Below are 18,263 nucleotides of genomic sequence, written 5' to 3'. Positions count from 1 at the left end.
CCGCCATGCGCCTCGCGATCGACGTGATGCTCGATTACTGGATCGAAGACGCCGCCGATGTGCTGTTGCTGGTCGAGGCGGCGGCGATGGCGGACCAGCGGCTCGAGCAGCAGGACCTGCGCGTCTATTGCCCCGAGCCGCTGCGCGCGGTGCCGGGCGAGGAAGGGATCGGCCAGCGGACCTGGGCGCGCGGCCAGGGCAATTTCCGCGTGGAATATAAGGCGGTGGTCGCGATCGAGCGATCGGCGATCGATCTCGCATCGCTGGCGCCGACGGCGGCCAGGATGCTGCCGGCCGAGACCGTCGCCTATCTGCTGCCCAGCCGCTATTGCGAATCCGACTCGTTCGAGGGCTTTGTCGAGCAGCAGTTCGGCGGGCTCGAGGGCGGGAAACTCGCCGCCGCGATGCGCGACTGGGTGCGCACCAACCTGACCTATGCCTCGGGCGCGAGCAGTGGCGTGACCACCGCGCTGATGACCTTTGCCGATCGCCGCGGCGTATGCCGGGACTATGCGCATCTCCTCGTGACGCTCGCCCGCGCCGGCGGCATTCCGGCGCGCTGCGTCTCGGCCTATGCGCCCGGGGTCGATCCGCCCGATTTCCATGCGGTTGCGGAACTGTGGCTGGACGGGGCGTGGCATCTGGTCGACGCGACCGGCATGGCCTCCTGCGGCGATCTCGCCCGGGTGGCGGTGGGGCGCGATGCGACCGATATCGCCTTCATGACGGTGTTCGGCCGGACCACGATGAACGAACAGCGCGTCACAGTCCGCCGGATCGACGGCTGAACCGATTCCGGCGTCTTTGGGTCTCATGCGCAGGAACGCATCTGCGGAGTCGTTCGTTCTCCCCTCGTAACAGCCCAGGAGAGTGGCGATGACCGAGGACCAGAAGATAATCGATCAGAAGACGCCTGACAGCCAGGACGTGGCGCCGGGCCATCCCGAGGAGAATCAGGCGATTCATCATCCGCGCCAGGAAGCGGGCCAGGATGCGTCGATCGCCGCGCGCCTCGAGCGCAATCCCGAGAGCAAGGAAGCGCGGCTCGACGCAGCGCTGGACGAATCGATGGACGCGTCCGACCCGCCATCCTCGACTCAGCCCGTGCACAGCCATGAGCCGCCGGCATCCTCCGGCTATGACGCGGCCGAAGAGGCGCGGCTGAAGGAAGAAAAGGCGGGCTGATCCGCACGGATTGCCGGAATGGAATCTTGCCGCCCCCGTCCGCCCCGCGGGCTGGGGTGGCGTTGTTTATGTTGCTTAACTAGCGCACTCCACAGCCGTTTTCGTCGTGCGACGCACCGTTCGTCGCAACCTTTGTTGCATCGCAGCAGAAACTATGATTCGATGCTTAATGCCGGACGACGGCGCGTTAAGGGAGCTGCCAACTAACCTGGCGCATCATCGGCACCGGTTCCACATTTGCGGGGTGGGGTGACGATATGAGTGCAAAGATGAAACCGGCGAATGGCGCGATGACGCTGGCCGAAATGAAGGAATTTGCGAGCTTCAGTTCCTCGACGCAGCGCTATATCCGGCGCTCGCTCGACATTGGCCTCGACCGCGACGATGCGATGAGCCGCTGGTCGCGCGATGTCGTGGAAGCCGCCAGCATCCGCGCCCAGGCGCGCCTTTATGCCCGTCTCCCCGACATTCGGGTGATGATCCCCGATGACAGCGGCCTGGATGCGGTCGAGCCGTTCCTGGCGCCGCTGATGACGGTGACGGCGTTCGATCTGGGGCAGGGGCGCCTCACGACCTTTTCGGCCTATCGTTTCCTCTATGAACGGCTGATCGGCGCCGAGGTGCGGCCCTGGCTGCCCGCGGCCTTCTGCTCGGCGGCGGCATTGCCGCATCTGCATCCCGATCTGCGGCGCAAATTGCTCCAGTCGATCAGCGAAGCGGCCGCGACCGCATCGGGCTGGTCGAACCGCCAGCCTGCCTTCTTCCCCAAATGGGTGGAGAAGGTCGAGGCAGCCGCGCTGCCACACTGAGATCCGCCAAAAAGCCCCTCCCTCGGGGGGAGGGGTTCTTTCCTATCTGCACGCCCGCCAGCCGAACTCCCCCCGCTCGGCCTGGTCGAGATGAAGATGGTCACGGTGCGCCGCATTATAGTCCGGCGACAGGGTGGTCGAGAACAGCCGGCAGGCACCGTTGCGCACTTCGTGCAGGAAGGTCGCTTCGGGCCCGTCACCCTTCCAGTCCGCCGCCACCGTGACGCGCTTGCCGCTCGCCATGCGGAAGCCGGCGATGTCGATCGCATCGGCGGTGGCGTGCTCGCTCCAGCTGTTGCTGCCGCCGATGCGGCGGCAATTATAGCTGCCGAAATGCTCGATCGAGGCGACCGGGCTTCCCAGCAGCCGCCGCGCCGCGGGTTGCACGACATTCCATTCCCATACCGACAGCGCCGCCGCGACCGGGCAGGACGTGCCGAGATCGGCGGGCGCATAAAGCGCCCGGCGCGATCCGCCGGGCGCGAAACGCACGCCATCGGCATAGCTGCAGGTGCCGTATTTCACCGGCGCCAGCACCGTGTAGCGCACCCCCGCCTTGTCGAGCAGCGCCCGGCAATGCGGAAAATCGTCCGTCAGCCCGGCGAGCTTGCGTCCGGTCATCATCCCGACCGGCTGGCCGAGATCGAGCGGCGTCCAGGGCAGGTCCTGCGGCCGGCCACGCACCGCCGCGAACAGCAACAGTCCGACTGTCAGCAGGATCGCGGCGATCGTCATGCCGGCGACCAACCTTCGCACTGCCAGCATCAGCCGCGCTCCCTCAGCCTCGCATCGCGCTCGTGATCGGCTCGAAGGTGACGGGATAGCCCAGATCGTCGGGAATGCGCAGGTGCGGCACGCCGTCGATATCGTCGGTCCAGGGCGTGACCGGGCGGATCGGGTAGCGCGCCGCGTCGGCGGCCGCCTCCTCGAAGCTGGCGAAGCGCGCGAGCCGTTCGAGGTTGCGGCGCGTGGGAAAGATGATCCGCACGCGGCCGGCATCGGCGTCGTCGAGCACGCGCTGCGCGGTTGCCCAGAAGACGCGGACATTCTCGGTGTCGTCGACCACCGGCTCGGACACGCCCTCGGGCATGCGCGCGAGATAGAAGCGCGTGTCGAAGATCCGCAGATGCGCATGCGCCGGCAGCCAGCGCGCGAAGGGGACCAGCGCCGGATCGAGCGCGAGGCCGGCGTCACGCAGCGCCTCGCCAAGCGAGATGCCCGAGTGCAGCGAGGCGCGCAGGGCCGACAGCGTCGCGCCGTCCGGCACCGGGTTCAGCCCGATCGGCACGCCGACTTCCTCGATGGTTTCGCGGATCGCGGCGATGCGGGCCGCGATATCCTCGGGCTCGCCGGCAAAGGTCAGGGCGAGGGCATGGTCGCCCGGATCGACCCGGCCACCCGGGAACACCAGCGCGCCGCCCGCGAACACCATCGCCTTGGATCGCTCGACCATCAGCAGCTCGGGCGCGCCAGGCCCTTCGCGGAACAGGACGAGCGTGGCGGCGGGAATGGGCTGCGGCGTTTCGGACATCGTCCCGGTGTAGGCCGGGGGACTTCTATTGTCATTCCCGGGCTCAACCTGCTGTCGATATCATATACAATATGATTGGCACCCTACTCGTCTCGTTCTAGGAAGGCGTTGCGACGACTCCGCGGGAAGGGGCGCGCGAAACGAAAAGGGGAGAGAGATATGCGATCGCGCCTGTTGTCCGCCGCCTGTAGCGGCATCCTTGCCAGCTGCCTGATTGTTGCCGCCGCCACGCCGGCGCTCGCGCGGGACGGGTTCTTCTCCCGCGAGCAGGTGATCTCCTACACCCCCGAGTGGACCGGCGAGCGCTTCCCCGACGGGCGGCCAAGGGTGTCGGACGACATCATCGAACGCATGAAGTCGGTGACCCTGGAGGAGGCCTGGGCGACGTTGCGCGGCGCCGGCTATAATTATGAATATGAGGATGGCTGGCTGTCGATCTTTCCGGACAAGGTGCTGGTCGGTCGCGCGCTGACTGCCCAGTGGATGCCGGGCCGCCCGGACATTCAGAAAGTGATCGAGGCACAGGGCAAGCAGGATGCGCGCAAGGGCGCGATGAACGCCTGGCCGGTCGACATGCTGCAAAAGGGCGACGTCTATGTCGCGGACCATTTCGGCCTGAAGAAGGACGGCCCGTCGATCGGCGACAATGTCGGCAACGCGATCTACGCCCGCAGCGGCAACGGCATCGTCTATGACGGTGCGGTGCGCGACATCGAAGGGCTGAAGGAGCTGCCCAATTTCACCTCCTTCGTGCGCTCCTATGATCCGTCGCACCATTTCGGCGCGATGGCGACGGGCGCGCGGCTCAACTCGACTATGGTCGGCATCAACGGTCCGACCCGGATCGGCATGGCGACGGTGATGCCGGGCGACGTGGTGCTCGGGCGTGACGGCGGCGTGGTGTTCATCCCGCCCCAGCTCGCCGAGAAAGTGGTCAAGCAGTCCGAGATCACGCGCCTGCGCGACGAGTTCGGCCACAAGCGCCTGGCCGAAGGCAAATACACCGCGGGCCAGATCGACGCGAAGTGGAGCGAGCCGATCGAGGCCGATTTCACTGCTTGGCTCAAGGCCAATCAGGACAATCTCCCGGTCAAGAAGGAAGTCATCCAGGAGATGCTGAACAACAAGGCCAAGGGCATTCCTTACGAAGGCTGAGCCTTTCCTCCCGCGCGGATAAAGCCATGATCAATCGACGGACGATGCTCGGCCAGGCGGCCGCGCTTTACGGGGCCTTCCTGCTCGCGGCCAATGCGGGCGCGGCGACGCGCCCGCCCAGGCTGAAGATCAGGGAGATCCGCGCGGTCCGGCTGAAGAACGGGTTCAACAGCCGGTTCGTCCGCGTCTATACCGAGGAAGGCCTGACCGGCACCGGCGAGTTCCTCGACACGGTCGGTGCCGAATATATCATCAACAACAATTTCAATCCATTGCTGACGGGTCGCGATCCGCTGGCGATCGAGGCGATCATGAACGATCTGTGGGGCTGGCGGCGCGGCAATTTTGCAGGCGCGCCGTCGCCCTTGTTCATCCGCGGCACGGGCGGACCCTATTATGCCGCGATGAGCGGCGTCGAGATGGCGCTGTGGGATCTGGCGGGCAAGGCGCTGGGCGTGCCGATCAGCCAGTTGATGGGCGGGCGGCTGCGCGAACGCGTTCCGGTCTATCTCCATGCCAACGACCCGGCCGACGCAAAGCGTATCGTCGCCTCGACCAGGGTGCGGGCGCTGAAGATCGGCACCGATTACACGCCCGATGCGTGGCTGGTCGGCAAGGGGCTGAACCCCGACCGGCTCTGGGGCCAGCATCTCACCACGGCGCAGCTCACCGATGTCGAGAAGTTCGTCGGGGGTTTCCGCGACGCGCTCGGCCCGGACTACGATATCGGGGTGGAACTGCACGCGCGCTACGATGTCGAGACCGGCATCCAGATCTGCAACCTGCTCGAGAAATTCCGCCCCTTCTTCGTCGAGGAGCCGGTGCCGAGCGACAATGTCGATGCGATGGTCCGCATCCGCGACAACACCCGAGTGCCGCTGGCCGCGGGCGAGAATGTCTATGGGCGCTACGGCTTCCGGCCCTATCTCGAAAAGCAGGCGCTGAGCATCATCCAGCCCGACATGGCCAAGGCCGGTGGCCTCGCCGAAACCCGCAAGATCGCGGCGATGGCGGAGACGTACAATATCCCCGTGGCGCCGCACGGCGTGGCCTCGCCCTTCGCCACCATGGCGTTCGCGCAGGTGTGCACGACCATCCCGAACTTCCTGATCCAGGAATTCACCTATTACGAGAACAAGGCGTATACCGAGCTGTGCGACCCGGTCGCGCTGGTCGACGGCTATCTGCCGGTATCGACCGAGCCGGGAATCGGGATTTCGGTCAACGACGAGGTGTTGAAGGCCCGGACGGATCCGGAGTTCAAACCGCTGTGAAGATTTCCCCTCCCTGAAAGGGAGGGGGCAGGGGTGGGTCAGCGGCGAGCGGGGCTCGATGCCCCGATCGGCGCTTCGGAGCTTGGCGACCTGATTCTTTTGGCGCGCAGACGCGCGCACCCACCCCCAACCCCTCCCTTCCAGGGAGGGGCGTAAGAAGGCACTCGCCGCCGCGCCTTAAAAAGCATCGAACGGCCTCCCGCGCCCGATTGCGCTCCCGCCCGCGAGTGGCGCATGCTGCACCCACACAGGTCGCAGGGGGATTCACGGACATGGCGAAGCTCGGATTTCTGATGGCGGGCGCGTGCGCCCTCGTTCTCGCGCAGGCAGGCCTTGCTGCCCCGGCCGACCAGAAGGCGAATGAGGCGGCGTTCGATGCCGGCGTCAACTCGCAGGACCAGCTCGACTGGCTGAAGACCATGTCCTCCGCGCCCAACCATGTCGGATCGCCGCACGACAAGGCCAATGCCGAGTTCATCCTGGCGAAGTTCAGGGAATGGGGCTGGGACGCGAAGATCGAGACCTTCCAGGTGCTCTACCCGACGCCGATCTCGACCAATGTGGAAATGGTCGCGCCGGAGAAGATCGTGCTCGGTGGCCAGGAGCCGGCGGTGCCGGGCGACGACACCTCGGCCAACCTCGCCGGCGCGCTGCCGCCTTATGTTGCGTTCCAGGGCGACGGCGACGTCACGGGCGACCTCGTCTATGTGAATTACGGCCTGCCCGACGATTACAAGGCGCTCGAACGGCGCGGCATCAACGTGAAGGGCAAGATCGTCATCGCGCGCTACGGCGCCGGCTGGCGCGGGCTGAAGCCCAAGCTGGCGCAGGAGCATGGCGCGATCGGCTGCATCATCTATTCCGACCCGCAGCAGGATGGCTATGGCGATGGCGACACCTATCCCAAGGGCGGCGCGCGGCCCGATTTCGGTGTGCAGCGTGGGTCGGTGGCCGACATGACCGTCTATCCGGGCGATCCCCTCACGCCCGGGGTGGGCGCCACGGCGGATGCCAGGCGGCTCGACCGCAAGGATGCGGCGACGATCCTCAAGATCCCGGTCCTGCCCATGTCGTACGGCGATGCGGGCAAGCTGCTGGCGCGCCTGGGCGGTCCCAATGCGCCGAACGGCTGGCAGGGCGGCCTGCCGCTCGCCTATCACACCGGCGGCGACGGCGCGGTGAAGGTGCATCTCGCGGTCAAGTCGGAATGGTCGCTCAAGACCGTCTATGACGTGATCGCGAAGCTGAAAGGGTCCGACTATCCCGATCAATGGGTGATCCGCGGCAACCATCATGACGGCTGGGTGTTCGGCGCGTCCGATCCGCTGTCGGGCAACGTCGCCATGCTGTCCGAGGCCAAGGCGCTGGGCGGGCTGTGGAAGCAGGGCTGGCGGCCGAAACGCACGATCGTCTATGCCAGCTGGGATGCCGAGGAGCCGATGCTGCTCGGCTCGACCGAATGGGCCGAGACTCATGCCGCCGAGCTCAAGGCCAAGGCGGTCATCTATATCAACACCGACGGCAACGGACGCGGCTTTCTCGGCGCCGAGGGCAGCCATGATTTCCAGCATCTGGTCAGTTCGGTGGCCGCCGACGTGACTGATCCGCAGACCGGCGTCAGCGTCGCGGAACGCGCGCGGGCCGCGGTGCGGGTGCGCGCCTATGACAAGACCGGCCAGGTCAGCGACGCCGCGCTGGCGGCGGCGGAGAAGGGCGGGGACCTGCCGATCGGTGCGCTAGGGTCAGGCTCGGACTATTCCGCCTATCTGCAGCATCTCGGCCTGCCGGCGCTGAACATCGGCTTCGGCGGCGAGGACGAGAGCGGCGGCGTCTACCACTCGGTCTATGACAGCTATCATCACTTCACGACCTTCGACGATCCCGGCCTGAAATATGGCGCGGCGCTGTCGAAGACGGTCGGGCGGCTGGTGCTGCGCGTCGCCGATTCCGACACGCCGCCGCAGCGCTTCGGCGATTTTGCGGATACGGTCTCGACCTATCTCGGCGAAGTGAAGAAGCTCGCCGAGGATCGCCGCACCGAGGATCGCAAGCGCGAGAAGCTGCTGACCGACAAGGCTTTCCTCCTGGCGAGCGACCCGACCAGGCCGGTGGCCCCCGCGGCTGCGGAGACGAACACGCCGCACATCGAACTCGCGGCGCTCGAGGATGCGGTCGACCATCTCAAGGCGGCGGCCGCTGCCTATGACAGCGCTTATGCCGACAAGGGCGCGAAGCTCGATCCAACCCGGCGCGTGAAGCTCAATGCGCAGCTTCGCGACATCGATCAGCTGCTGCTCGACGATCGCGGCTTGCCGGGACGGAGCTGGTACAAGCACCTGATCTACGCGCCCGGCCGCTTCACCGGCTATGGCGCGAAGACGCTGCCCGGCGTGCGCGAAGCGATCGAGGAGCGCCGCTTCGACGACGCGAATGTCTATGCCGGGCGCACCGCCAGGGTGCTCGAGGCCTATGCCGCACGGCTCGAGGCAGCGAAGGCGACGATCGAGGGGAAGTAGAAGGAGGGGAGAGGGATTTCACCCGGGTGAGATACCCTCTCCGTTCGTGTCGAGCGAAGTCGAGACACCCTGAGCCTGGCGTGCGGATGGTTTCTCGACTGCGCTCGACACGAACGGAAAGAAGAAGTCCGCGATCGGATCAACCATCATGCCGGAACACGTCCGGAATTATGGTTCGGCTTGATCAGGTCCGACCCGCCACCGCCAGCACGTCCCGCACCCGCGCCAGCGCGACGCCTTGCGGGTCGGCCTCGCCCAGCAATGCGAAGGTGCCATTGAGCGCGAACTCGCAATGCCCATGGACCAGGGCGACCAGCGAGCGGGCGAGGGCGGGGGCCCTGTCGCGCCGTTCTTCGGGCAGCAGCAGCGCGATCTCGGTCTCGACGATGCCGGTCAGGCCGCTGCGTAGCCGCCGATAGCTCTCGGGCATCTCGGTACCCGGCGGCCGGCGATGAGCGTAGATCGCGACCCAAAGATTGGGATTGCGCTCGGCGAAGTCGAAATAGCCCGCGACCAATGCCGCGATCCGGTCGTCGCCCGCCGTCGCCAGCTTTTCGCGAAGCCAGGCGGCCCACAGGGTGAAGGTCCGGCTGTTGATCGCCAGCAGCAGCGCATCGAGGCTGCCGAACACATTGTAGATCGTGCCGATCGAATAGCCGATCCGCTTCGCCACCTCGCGCGCCGAGAAATCGGCATAGCCCCTTTCGGCCATCAGCGCATGGCCCTCGGCGAGGATCAATGCCTCGAGCTGTTCGCGCGAATGATCCGATCTCCGTCCCATGAGGATAGGAATAGGGTTAAAACTGAACACTGTCTAATTTATTTATTGAACAGTGATCAATTTTGTCGCATTGGAGCGTCGTCCGGCGAATCGCCGGGATGTTGTCGGGTGTCGGACGCGGTGAAGGTACGCCTTGGTGATGAGGCCCCGGTCCGCCATGATGCCCGCCCGCTGGGAGAGGCACAGCATATGTCGGCACCCGATTTCTCGTTGCTCGCGAAACGCCGCTTTGCGCCGATGTTCGTCGTCCAGTTCCTTGGGGCGTTCAACGACAATGTCCTGAAGTTCGCGATGCTCAGCCTCGCGACCTACACGCTGTTCCCGCAGGACCCGAACCATGTCGCCCTGCTCGGCAACATTGCGACCGGCCTGTTCATCCTGCCCTATTTCCTCTTCTCGGCGATGGCCGGGCAGATCGCGGACGCCTGGGACAAGGCCCGGCTGGTCCGCATCATCAAGGGGGCGGAGGTGCTCATCATGGGGCTGGGGCTGGCCGGCTTCTGGTTCCAGTCGGTGCCGGCGCTGATGGCCGCGCTGTTCATGATGGGCATGCACTCGACCTTTTTCGGGCCGGTCAAATATTCGATCCTGCCCCAGCATTTGCAGCATAACGAGATCGTCGGCGGCACCGGGCTGATCGAGGGTGGCACCTTCCTCGCCATTCTCGGCGGTCAGCTGCTCGCGGTGACCGGCGTGCTGCCCGCCTGGGAATGCGGCGTGGCGGCGACGGCGCTTGCCGGCCTTGGTTTCGCCGCGAGCTGGGCGATTCCGCCCGCGCCGCCGGCCGCACCGAACCTGACGATCGACCGCAACCCGTTCCGCAGCACCTGGCAGATCCTGAAATCGGCGCACCAGGGCGAAGGGGTGTGGCTCTGCATCCTCGGGATCAGCTGGTTCTTCGCGGTGGGGGCGATTCTCGTCACCAATTTCCTGCCGCTCGTCTCCGGCGCGCTGGGCGGCACCCAGGGCGTGGTGACGCTGTTCCTGATCATCTTCTCGGTTTCGATCGCGCTCGGCTCGACTCTGGTCAACCGGCTGCTCAAGGGCGCGGTGTCGGCGAAGTTCGTTCCGGCCTCGGCGCTGGCGATGGCCGCGTTCATGATCGACCTGTGGCTGGCGACGCGCCATTATCCGATCCCGGGCACGCCCGTGACGTCCTGGGAATTCGCGCGGAACCCGGGCAACTGGCGCGTGCTGGTCGATCTGGTCGGCATCTCGGCGGCGGGGGGCATGTTCGTCGTGCCGCTCTACGCGATCCTGCAGACGGCGACGGCGCCCGAGGAGCGGTCGCGCATCATCGCCGCCAACAACATCGTCAACGCGGCGGTCATGGTCGCGGTGGTCGCGGTCGTGCTGTTCATCCAGGCGCAGGGCGCGAGCATCCCCGGCGTGATCGGCGCGCTCGGCTTCTCCACTCTGGCGATCGCGCTCATCTCCTGCTGGCTGCTGCCGGAGACGGTGATCAAGGCGGTGCTGCGTACGATCCTCCGGCTGATCTATCGCATCGAAGTGCACGGCGCCGAGAACATGCCGCAGCCGGACGACCGCGCGGTGGTCGTGGTCAACCACGTGTCCTGGCTGGACGGGCTGCTGCTCGCGGTGTTCCTGCCCGGCAAGCCGGTGTTCGCGGTCAACAGCCAGGTGGTGAAGCTGTGGTGGATCCAGCCCGCGCTCAAGCTGTTCCGCGCCTTTCCGGTCGATCCGACCAATCCGATGTCGGCCAAGTCGATGGTCAAGGCCGTGCGGGGCGGCAACACGCTGGTGATCTTCCCGGAAGGGCGCATCACCGTCACCGGCGCGCTGATGAAGATCTTCGACGGCCCCGGCATGGTCGCCGACAAGGCCGACGCGCCGATCGTGCCGGTGCGCATCGACGGTGCGCAGTTCACCCCTTTCTCCTATCTCAAGGGCAAGGTGCGCCAGCGGACCTTTCCGCAGATCAGCCTGACCATCCTGCCGCCGCGCCGCTTCGTCATCGAGGGCCAGATGAGCGCCCGCGCCCGCCGCGCCATCGCGGGGCGGCAGCTCTACGACGTGATGAGCGAGATGATCTTCGCCACCTCCGACATCGACCGGACCCTGTTCCAGGCGCTGCTCGACGCGAAGGACATTCACGGCGGCAGGACCGCGGTGGTCGAGGACATCAAGCGCGATCCGCTGACCTACAAGCGCCTGATCACCGGCAGCCTGGCGCTGGGCCGAGCGTTCGAGCGCGGCACGAAGCAGGGCGAGGCGGTCGGCGTACTGCTGCCCAATGTGTCGAGCGTGGTCGCGACCTTCTTCGCGCTCCAGGCGATCGGGCGCGTCCCGGCGATGCTCAACTACACGGCGGGCCTGGCCAACCTCAAAGCAGCGTGCGTCGCGGCGGAGATCCGCACCATCGTCACGGCCCGCGCCTTCGTCGCCCAGGCCAAGCTCGAGGCAGTGGCCGAAGGGCTGGCGGCGGACGGCATCAGGGTCGCCTATCTCGAGGATATCGCCGCCGGGATCGGCGGCGGCGCGAAGCTGCGCGCGCTGCTCGCCACGCGCTTTGCCGGGCGGCTGCATCGCCGCCGCGGCGTTTCGCCCGGCAGCGGCGCGGTGATCCTGTTCACCAGCGGATCGGAGGGGCTGCCCAAGGGCGTGGTGCTGACTCACCGCAACCTGCTCGCCAATTGCCTGCAGCTGTCGGCGCGGATCGACTTCAACCAGAGCGATCTGGTGCTGAACGCCCTGCCGGTGTTCCACAGCTTCGGCCTGACCGGCGGCACGCTGCTGCCGATCCTCAGCGGCATCAAGACCTTGCTCTATCCGAGCCCGCTGCATTACCGGATCGTGCCCGCGCTGGCCTATGATGCCAATGCGACGATCCTGTTCGGCACTGACACCTTCCTCGCCGGCTATGCGCGCATGGCGCACAGCTATGATTTCTATTCGCTGCGCTACATCTTCGCCGGGGCCGAACGCGTGCGCGACGAGACGCGGCGTGCCTATGCCGACAAGTTCGGCCTGCGCATCCTCGAAGGCTATGGCGCGACCGAGGCCGGGCCAGTGATCGCGGTCAACACGCCGATGTATTTCCGCAGCGGCAGCGTTGGCCGCCTGCTGCCGGGGATCGAGGCGAAGCTGGAGACCGTGCCGGGTATCGAAGAGGGCGGCCGGCTGTCGATCCGCGGGCCGAACATCATGGCAGGCTATCTCAAGGTTGACGCGCCCGGCCAGCTCCAGCCCCCGGCGGGCGGCTGGCACGACACCGGCGACATCGTCACCATCGACGCCAATGATGGAATTGGGGGCGGCTTCGTCACGATCCGCGGCCGCGCCAAACGCTTCGCCAAGATCGGCGGCGAAATGGTCTCGCTGCCCGCGGTCGAGGGTTATGCCGCGGCAACCTGGCCCGACGCCGAGCATGCCGTGGTCACCCGGCCGGACCCGAAGAAAGGCGAACAGCTCGTGCTGTTCACCACCCACGCCGGCGCGAAGCCCGCCGATCTGCTCGCCTGGGGCAAGGCGAACGGCGTGGCCGAACTCGCCATCCCGCGCGAGATACGGGTGGTGGAGGCGCTGCCCGTGCTCGGCACCGGCAAGCTCGATTATGTCACGATGGGGGAGATGGCGGCGGGTTGATCGCGGGCATCACAGGGGGCGGGCGCTGGTGGAGCTGAGGGGAATCGAACCCCTGACCTCTGCAGTGCGATTGCAGCGCTCTCCCATCTGAGCTACAGCCCCGCACCCGCTCCGCGCCCATCTTTCGGGCCGGAAGCGCGCGTTTAGCGAGCCTTTTCGGGCGATGCAACCGGGTCGCCCCGGCCCCTCCAACTTTCGCTTTGTCCAACCGTCCCCGAGGCGCGGCGGGATATCGCTACGGCGGCGTAACTATCGGAACAAACACGGCTTTCGATCCTTTCCTGAGTGGTCGAGCGGGCGCGCCAATGCGCCCGCCGCCACCGCAGAGTCGAAGGAAGGACGCCGTCATGGATAATGGACGCTATCTCCGTAACACCAACCCGCAGGCCGATTATTCGGATCGCGGCGAGGGTGACTATACCCGCGACTATGGGTCCGGGCAGGATTATACCTATTCCAGTGCCCGCGAATATCAGGCGGCCGGAGAGTTCGGTCGCGGCCGGGGCCGGGAATATGGCCAGCGCGGCTATGGGCAGCCGGATTATGGCCAGCGGAACTACGGATCGCGCGATTACGGGCCCCGCGAATATGGCAATTCGGCCTATGGCCAGCGCGACCAGCGCAGTGTGAACCAGCGGCGTCGCGACGCCGGGTTCCAGGGCGAGTATCGCGGCAGCTATGGCTCGGACGGGCATCGCTTCACGGAGACCGGGGACCGCGATGGTGGCCGCGATTCCTATGGCCCGCGCCGCGATCGCGGCCGGCCCGAGGGGTATGATTATCAGGACCGCGACTTCTTCAGCCGCGCCGGGGACGAGGTCCGTTCCTGGTTCGGCGACGAGGAAGCCGAGCGTCGCCGCGAGATGGATTCGCGCTATGACGGCCGCCAGGGCAGCGGACGCTGGGACAGCCCCTATGCCCGCGACGACCACCATCGCGACGGGGACTATCACAGCTGGCGCCGCTCCCAGATCGATGCGCTCGACCGCGACTATGACGAATATCGCCGCGAGAACCGCTCGAAGTTCGAGAACGAGTTCGGCAGCTGGCGGACCGAGCGCCAGACCCAGCGCGGTGCGCTGGCCAAGGTCACCGAGCATATGGAAGTGCTCGGATCGGATGGCGAGCATGTCGGCACGGTCGACAAGGTGCGGGGCGACCGCATCCTGCTGACCAAGGGCGATACCGACGCCGGCGGCCGGCACCATTCGATCCCGTCGCGCTGGATCGAATCGGTCGACGACAAGGTGACGATCCGCAAGACCGCCGAGGATGCCAAGGCGCATTGGCGCGACGAGGAACGTAGCGGCGCGTTCTTCGGGGACGAGCAAGCCGGGGATCGCAACGAGGACGGCGACAAGGGTCCGCACATCCTCAACCGGAGCTTCTCGGGCACGTACTGAGTCGCGGCCGACGTCACTCCTGGCCCCTCTCCCCGCAAGGGGGGAGGGGTTTTGGTTTGCGTGACGTTGTCGGCACCCTTCGGCCGTTTCCGAAGCATGTCAGCGGACCCGGTGCCAAAGCGGATGCATGACGCATCAAACCTATGTCGAGCGCTGGTTCATGACGCCCGCGCTATTCCATCGCCGGATCGGCGCCACGCCCGGACATGTCGAGCGGCTCATCGAGGCCCGTGCGATGCCGGGCGCGATCTATGCGGAGCATGAAGGCGTCTGGTGGAGCGCGCTTGGCGCGACGGAGCCTCCTGCCGGCACGATCTGGTATGCTCCGGCCGCTTTGTGGTGGGGTCGACGGGCGATGCTTGGCCTGAAGCTGGGACTGTCCGTGGAGGACGCGGCGGCGCGGAACCGGGCCTGTTTCATCGAGACTTTTGTCCGTGCCCTGGCCGATGAACCCCTTGCCCTCGTCGCCTTTCCCGCGGCCTTCCCGAACGAACGCCTCGACTCTGATGCCGCGGTGCGTTGCGCCGCGGCTGAATGGGAAAGCTGGATTGACGGCGGTTATGCCGTCTGCCTGCGCCGCTTCTCCGGCGAAAGCTGCGTGCGCAAGGAGTCGCTGGCGAAGCGCATCCGCCTGCATCTGGATCAGGCGCCGGGATACCATCTCGACGCCGCCGCGCTGTTCGATCTGGTCGAACGGCTGGAGAGTCTGGTGCTGCCCTTTGCCCCTTGGCAGCGCGACGGGGGAACGCCCGGCAGGGCCATCGACGCGCCGCTCGCGCAGCTGGGGTTGGGTGTCGAGCTTCCCTACGAAGCTGAAAGGGAGTCGCGCGGCGTTTGATTGGTTGTTATATAAATATTTGATTTATATGGATATTATGTGAAAAATACCGTGAGGGGCGGATGAAGATATGGGACATGCTGGTGTCCCATATCTCCCACCGATCCTCGCCTCAGATCGCCCCGCTGAACGTGTCGCACTGGTTGGGATCGCCGCTGTCGAGCCCGCGCCGCAGCCAGGCCATGCGCTGCGCCGAGGTGCCATGGGTGAAGCTGTCGGGCACCACGCGGCCCTGCGCCTCTTTCTGCAGCGTGTCGTCGCCGATCGCCTGCGCGGCGGTCATGCCTTCCTCCAGATCGCCCGGTTCCATCCGGTCGCGATTCTGCGCGGCCCAGACGCCCGCGAAACAGTCCGCCTGAAGCTCGAGCCTGACCGACAGCGCATTGCCCTCGGTGCGGCTGGCGCGGGCCATCTGCTGCTGGACTTGATCCGAGGTGCCGAGCAGATTCTGGATGTGATGGCCGAATTCATGCGCGATCACATAATCCTGCGCGAAATCGCCCTTGGCGCCGAAGCGGGTGCCGAGCTCGTCGAAGAAGCTGGTGTCGAGATAGATGCCCTGGTCGGTCGGGCAGTAGAAGGGGCCCATCGCGCTCTGCGCGGCGCCGCAGCCCGACTGGCCCTGGCCGCCGTAAAAGACCAGCTTGGGCTGGGCGAAGCGCTCGCCGTCCTTGCTGAACAGCGCCGCCCAGGTCTTGTCGGCCGAGCTGAACGCGTTGCAGGCGGCCTTGCTGGCGGCGTTGAGCGTGCAGCTCGATGCCGTGTCGCTTCCCGCGACCGGGCCGTTTCCGGCGCGTTCGGTCGGCGCGGATACCGAACTGCCGCCTCCGCCGCCAGTGAGCGAACCGAGTCCGCCGAACAGCGCGAAGGCGATCAGCAGCACGACCACGCCGCCGCAGCCGAAGCGGCTGAACACCAAAGGCAGCAGGCCGAACAGCATGCCGCCGCCGCCTCCGCCGCCGCCCAGTCCGAATCCGCCGCCCTGACCGCGCTGATCCTCCACATTGATGTTGGGATCGAAATCGTCGAGGCGCATTGCTGGTATCCCGGGATCGTTGCCGATGCGGCATGAATGCGCGGGAGCGCCAGTTGTTGCAAGGACCGCGCATTTCGTCACCGTGCGGCGGTGAAGCGCTTTTCATCAAACTGCCCGTTGATCCGGCCGCGCGGGCGGCGCATGGGCGCAGGGATGGCCGATGCCGAACCCACCAGAACGCGCCGCCGCGTCGAGGCCCTGCCGCTGCCCGACTGCGTGGCGCTGGTGCTGCAGGGCGGCGGCGCGCTGGGCAGCTATCAGGCCGGCGTGATCGAGGGTTTGCAGACCCGCGGGATCGAGATCGACTGGGTCGCCGGCATCTCGATCGGTGCGGTCAACGCCGCGATCTTCGCCGGCAACCCGCCGGAAAAGCGCGTCGAGATGCTCACCGCCTTCTGGGACATGGTGACGTCCTCGCTGCCGAGCTTCCCGATCTATCCCGACGATCATGTGCGCGAATGGCTGCACGAATGGTCGGCCGGTTATGTCATGGCGGCGGGCGTGCCGGGCTTCTTCGCGCCGCGCATGGTCTCGCCCGTCTTTGCCGCACCGGGCACGCCCGAGGCGCTGAGCTTTTATGATTCGGCGCCGCTGAAGGACACGCTGGAGTCTCTGGTCGACTGGGATCTGCTGAACAGCGGCGCGGTGCGCCTGTCGGTCGGCGCGGTCGATGTCGAGAGCGGCAATTTCAACTATTTCGACACGACCGATACGCGGATCGACGCCCGGCACATCATGGCGTCGGGCGCGCTGCCGCCGGGGCTGCCGCCGATCGAGATCGACGGGCGGCTGTGGTGGGATGGCGGGCTCGTCTCGAACACGCCGCTGACTCACATACTCGATCATCAGACCGGGCCATTGCTCGCCTTTCAGGTCGACCTGTTCGCGGCGGCCGCCGAGCGGCCCAGGACGATCATGGACGTCGCGGCGCGCGAGAAGGAAATCCGCTTCTCCAGCCGGACTCGGCAGGTGTCGGACCAGGTGATCCGCATCCGCAAGGACCGCGAGATCGCGCGGAAAGTGCTCGCCAAGCTGCCCGCGGCACTGCGCGACGATCCCGATGTGCTGGCGCTTGCCGGCCGCTCGGCGGAGCATCCGGTCAGCCTCGTCCAGCTGATCTATCGCACCAATGCCTGGGAAGGCGGATCGCGCGATTTCGAGTTTTCCGCGCGCACGATGCTCGAGCATTGGCATGCCGGGCAGGAAGCGGTGGCCGAGACGATGGTCAATGCGCGCCTCGTCGCCGCCAATATCGAGACCGGCAAGAGCGCGGCGTTCGACCTGACGGCGAAACCGCCGACCATCTGAGACTTTCAACCACGGAGAACCCCATGTTCCTCAAGGGCAAGAGCGCGATCATCACTGGTTCCACCTCGGGCATCGGCCTGGCCTATGCCAAGGTCCTGGCCGGCGAGGGCGCCAGCGTGATGATCAACGGCTTCGGCGATGCCGCCGCGATCGAAACCGAGCGCGCCGCGCTGGAGACGACGAGCGGAGCCAGGGCGCTGTACGACGCGGCCGACATGACCGATCCGGCGGCGATCGCCGCGATGGTCAGGCGCTGCCATGACGAGCTGGGCGGGCCGGACATCATCATCAACAATGCCGGCATTCAGCATGTCGCGCCGATCGAGGATTTCCCGGCCGACAAGTTCGAGGCGATCATCAAGATCAACCTCACCTCGGCCTGGTACATGATGCAGGCGGCGGTGCCGTACATGAAGGCAGCGAAATGGGGCCGGATCATCTCGACCGCCTCCGCCCATTCGCTTGTCGCGAGCCCGAACAAGAGCGCTTATGTGATGGCCAAGTTCGGCATCGCCGGCCTGACCAAGACGATCGCGCTCGAGACGGCCACGCACGGCATCACCGTCAACTGCATCTCGCCCGGCTATGTCTGGACGCCGCTGGTCGAGAACCAGATTCCCGACACGATGAAGGCGCGCGGGCTGACCCGCGAGCAGGTGCTCAACGACGTGCTGCTCTCCGCCCAGCCGACGCGCGAATTCGTGACGCCGGAACAGGTTGCGGCGCTCGGCCTGTTCCTGTGCCGGGACGAGGCGAAGTCGATCACCGGCGCCAATCTGTCGGTCGATGGCGGCTGGACCGCGGCCTGACGGAACGGACCC

15 protein-coding genes and 1 tRNA gene are annotated in these 18,263 nt (G+C 66.5%); 11 read left to right on the top strand and 5 right to left on the bottom strand.

All coding sequences use genetic code 11. From position 1 onward, the window contains the following. Positions 1–5: 5 nt before the first annotated feature. From ACZ1I5_RS14530 to ACZ1I5_RS14520, 3 genes are all read left to right on the top strand, one after another. The gene (locus ACZ1I5_RS14530) at positions 6–788 is read left to right on the top strand and encodes a transglutaminase-like domain-containing protein (RefSeq protein WP_465169953.1); all 783 of its coding nucleotides are present in this window, start codon (positions 6–8) and stop codon (positions 786–788) included. A gap of 88 nt (positions 789–876) precedes the next feature. After that, the gene (locus ACZ1I5_RS14525) at positions 877–1,185 is read left to right on the top strand and encodes a hypothetical protein (RefSeq protein ID WP_465169952.1); all 309 of its coding nucleotides are present in this window, start codon (positions 877–879) and stop codon (positions 1,183–1,185) included. A 269-nt stretch (positions 1,186–1,454) separates the two neighbouring features. Next, positions 1,455–1,994, top strand: a complete 540-nt coding sequence (locus tag ACZ1I5_RS14520) for a hypothetical protein (RefSeq protein ID WP_465169951.1) — start codon at positions 1,455–1,457, stop codon at positions 1,992–1,994. Positions 1,995–2,036: 42 nt separating this feature from the next. Here ACZ1I5_RS14520 and ACZ1I5_RS14515 read toward each other — a convergent pair whose 3' ends face one another. Together ACZ1I5_RS14515 and ACZ1I5_RS14510 are read right to left on the bottom strand one after the other, a co-directional pair. Beyond that, a complete protein-coding gene (locus ACZ1I5_RS14515; protein WP_465169950.1) occupies positions 2,037–2,759 on the bottom strand; it encodes an extensin-like domain-containing protein in 723 nt (240 codons plus the stop codon). A 13-nt stretch (positions 2,760–2,772) separates the two neighbouring features. After that, positions 2,773–3,525, bottom strand: a complete 753-nt coding sequence (locus tag ACZ1I5_RS14510; RefSeq protein WP_465169949.1) for an NUDIX hydrolase — start codon at positions 3,523–3,525, stop codon at positions 2,773–2,775. Positions 3,526–3,684: 159 nt separating this feature from the next. Here ACZ1I5_RS14510 and ACZ1I5_RS14505 point away from each other — a divergent pair, with 159 nt between their 5' ends. The 3 genes from ACZ1I5_RS14505 to ACZ1I5_RS14495 all read left to right on the top strand — a co-directional run bounded on the left by ACZ1I5_RS14505 (position 3,685) and on the right by ACZ1I5_RS14495 (position 8,470). Next, entirely contained in the window at positions 3,685–4,680 is a 996-nt protein-coding gene (locus ACZ1I5_RS14505; protein ID WP_465169948.1) for an RraA family protein, read from the top strand. 26 nt (positions 4,681–4,706) lie between these two features. Further along, complete coding sequence (locus ACZ1I5_RS14500) at positions 4,707–5,954, top strand: mandelate racemase/muconate lactonizing enzyme family protein (protein ID WP_465169947.1); 1,248 nt, start codon at positions 4,707–4,709, stop codon at positions 5,952–5,954. Positions 5,955–6,226: 272 nt separating this feature from the next. Then, on the top strand, positions 6,227–8,470 hold the full coding sequence (locus ACZ1I5_RS14495; protein WP_465169946.1) for a transferrin receptor-like dimerization domain-containing protein: 2,244 nt from the start codon (positions 6,227–6,229) through the stop codon (positions 8,468–8,470). Between the two features lie 184 nt (positions 8,471–8,654). Here ACZ1I5_RS14495 and ACZ1I5_RS14490 read toward each other — a convergent pair whose 3' ends face one another. Continuing rightward, the gene (locus ACZ1I5_RS14490) at positions 8,655–9,251 is read right to left on the bottom strand and encodes a TetR/AcrR family transcriptional regulator (protein ID WP_465169945.1); all 597 of its coding nucleotides are present in this window, start codon (positions 9,249–9,251) and stop codon (positions 8,655–8,657) included. A 189-nt stretch (positions 9,252–9,440) separates the two neighbouring features. On the opposite strand from ACZ1I5_RS14490, the gene ACZ1I5_RS14485 reads away from it, so the two are divergent. Then, a complete protein-coding gene (locus ACZ1I5_RS14485; RefSeq protein WP_465169944.1) occupies positions 9,441–12,857 on the top strand; it encodes an acyl-[ACP]--phospholipid O-acyltransferase in 3,417 nt (1,138 codons plus the stop codon). A 26-nt stretch (positions 12,858–12,883) separates the two neighbouring features. Here the strand turns inward: ACZ1I5_RS14485 and ACZ1I5_RS14480 are convergent. Beyond that, positions 12,884–12,959: transfer RNA gene (locus tag ACZ1I5_RS14480), tRNA-Ala, on the bottom strand. A 245-nt stretch (positions 12,960–13,204) separates the two neighbouring features. Between ACZ1I5_RS14480 and ACZ1I5_RS14475 the strand changes: the two genes are divergently transcribed. Then, a complete protein-coding gene (locus ACZ1I5_RS14475) occupies positions 13,205–14,260 on the top strand; it encodes a DUF2171 domain-containing protein (RefSeq protein WP_465169943.1) in 1,056 nt (351 codons plus the stop codon). Positions 14,261–14,387: 127 nt separating this feature from the next. Continuing rightward, on the top strand, positions 14,388–15,098 hold the full coding sequence (locus ACZ1I5_RS14470; RefSeq protein ID WP_465169942.1) for a DUF6058 family natural product biosynthesis protein: 711 nt from the start codon (positions 14,388–14,390) through the stop codon (positions 15,096–15,098). A 112-nt stretch (positions 15,099–15,210) separates the two neighbouring features. Here ACZ1I5_RS14470 and ypfJ read toward each other — a convergent pair whose 3' ends face one another. Then, on the bottom strand, positions 15,211–16,134 hold the full coding sequence (gene ypfJ / locus ACZ1I5_RS14465) for a KPN_02809 family neutral zinc metallopeptidase (RefSeq protein ID WP_465169941.1): 924 nt from the start codon (positions 16,132–16,134) through the stop codon (positions 15,211–15,213). 153 nt (positions 16,135–16,287) lie between these two features. Between ypfJ and ACZ1I5_RS14460 the strand changes: the two genes are divergently transcribed. Then, positions 16,288–17,442 (top strand): patatin-like phospholipase family protein, encoded by a 1,155-nt coding sequence (locus tag ACZ1I5_RS14460; protein WP_465169940.1) that lies wholly within the window; start codon positions 16,288–16,290, stop codon positions 17,440–17,442. A gap of 23 nt (positions 17,443–17,465) precedes the next feature. Next, positions 17,466–18,251, top strand: a complete 786-nt coding sequence (locus tag ACZ1I5_RS14455; RefSeq protein ID WP_465169939.1) for a 3-hydroxybutyrate dehydrogenase — start codon at positions 17,466–17,468, stop codon at positions 18,249–18,251. Positions 18,252–18,263: the final 12 nt, after the last annotated feature.

Source organism: Sphingomonas sp. BL-S-30 (assembly GCF_055521475.1).
Note: the sequence above shows the minus strand (reverse complement) of the source record. Positions and strands in the feature narration are given on the sequence as shown.

Excerpts from the sequence above, each read along its gene's own strand:
- ACZ1I5_RS14530 (WP_465169953.1), top strand. The coding sequence starts at position 6 with ATGCGCCTCGCGATCGACGTGATGCTCGATTACTGGATCGAAGACGCC.
- ACZ1I5_RS14525 (WP_465169952.1), top strand. The coding sequence starts at position 877 with ATGACCGAGGACCAGAAGATAATCGATCAGAAGACGCCTGACAGCCAG.
- ACZ1I5_RS14520 (WP_465169951.1), top strand. The coding sequence starts at position 1,455 with ATGAAACCGGCGAATGGCGCGATGACGCTGGCCGAAATGAAGGAATTT.
- ACZ1I5_RS14515 (WP_465169950.1), bottom strand. The coding sequence starts at position 2,759 with ATGCTGGCAGTGCGAAGGTTGGTCGCCGGCATGACGATCGCCGCGATC.
- ACZ1I5_RS14510 (WP_465169949.1), bottom strand. The coding sequence starts at position 3,525 with ATGTCCGAAACGCCGCAGCCCATTCCCGCCGCCACGCTCGTCCTGTTC.
- ACZ1I5_RS14505 (WP_465169948.1), top strand. The coding sequence starts at position 3,685 with ATGCGATCGCGCCTGTTGTCCGCCGCCTGTAGCGGCATCCTTGCCAGC.
- ACZ1I5_RS14500 (WP_465169947.1), top strand. The coding sequence starts at position 4,707 with ATGATCAATCGACGGACGATGCTCGGCCAGGCGGCCGCGCTTTACGGG.
- ACZ1I5_RS14495 (WP_465169946.1), top strand. The coding sequence starts at position 6,227 with ATGGCGAAGCTCGGATTTCTGATGGCGGGCGCGTGCGCCCTCGTTCTC.
- ACZ1I5_RS14490 (WP_465169945.1), bottom strand. The coding sequence starts at position 9,251 with ATGGGACGGAGATCGGATCATTCGCGCGAACAGCTCGAGGCATTGATC.
- ACZ1I5_RS14485 (WP_465169944.1), top strand. The coding sequence starts at position 9,441 with ATGTCGGCACCCGATTTCTCGTTGCTCGCGAAACGCCGCTTTGCGCCG.
- ACZ1I5_RS14475 (WP_465169943.1), top strand. The coding sequence starts at position 13,205 with ATGGATAATGGACGCTATCTCCGTAACACCAACCCGCAGGCCGATTAT.
- ACZ1I5_RS14470 (WP_465169942.1), top strand. The coding sequence starts at position 14,388 with ATGACGCATCAAACCTATGTCGAGCGCTGGTTCATGACGCCCGCGCTA.
- ypfJ (WP_465169941.1), bottom strand. The coding sequence starts at position 16,134 with ATGCGCCTCGACGATTTCGATCCCAACATCAATGTGGAGGATCAGCGC.
- ACZ1I5_RS14460 (WP_465169940.1), top strand. The coding sequence starts at position 16,288 with ATGGCCGATGCCGAACCCACCAGAACGCGCCGCCGCGTCGAGGCCCTG.
- ACZ1I5_RS14455 (WP_465169939.1), top strand. The coding sequence starts at position 17,466 with ATGTTCCTCAAGGGCAAGAGCGCGATCATCACTGGTTCCACCTCGGGC.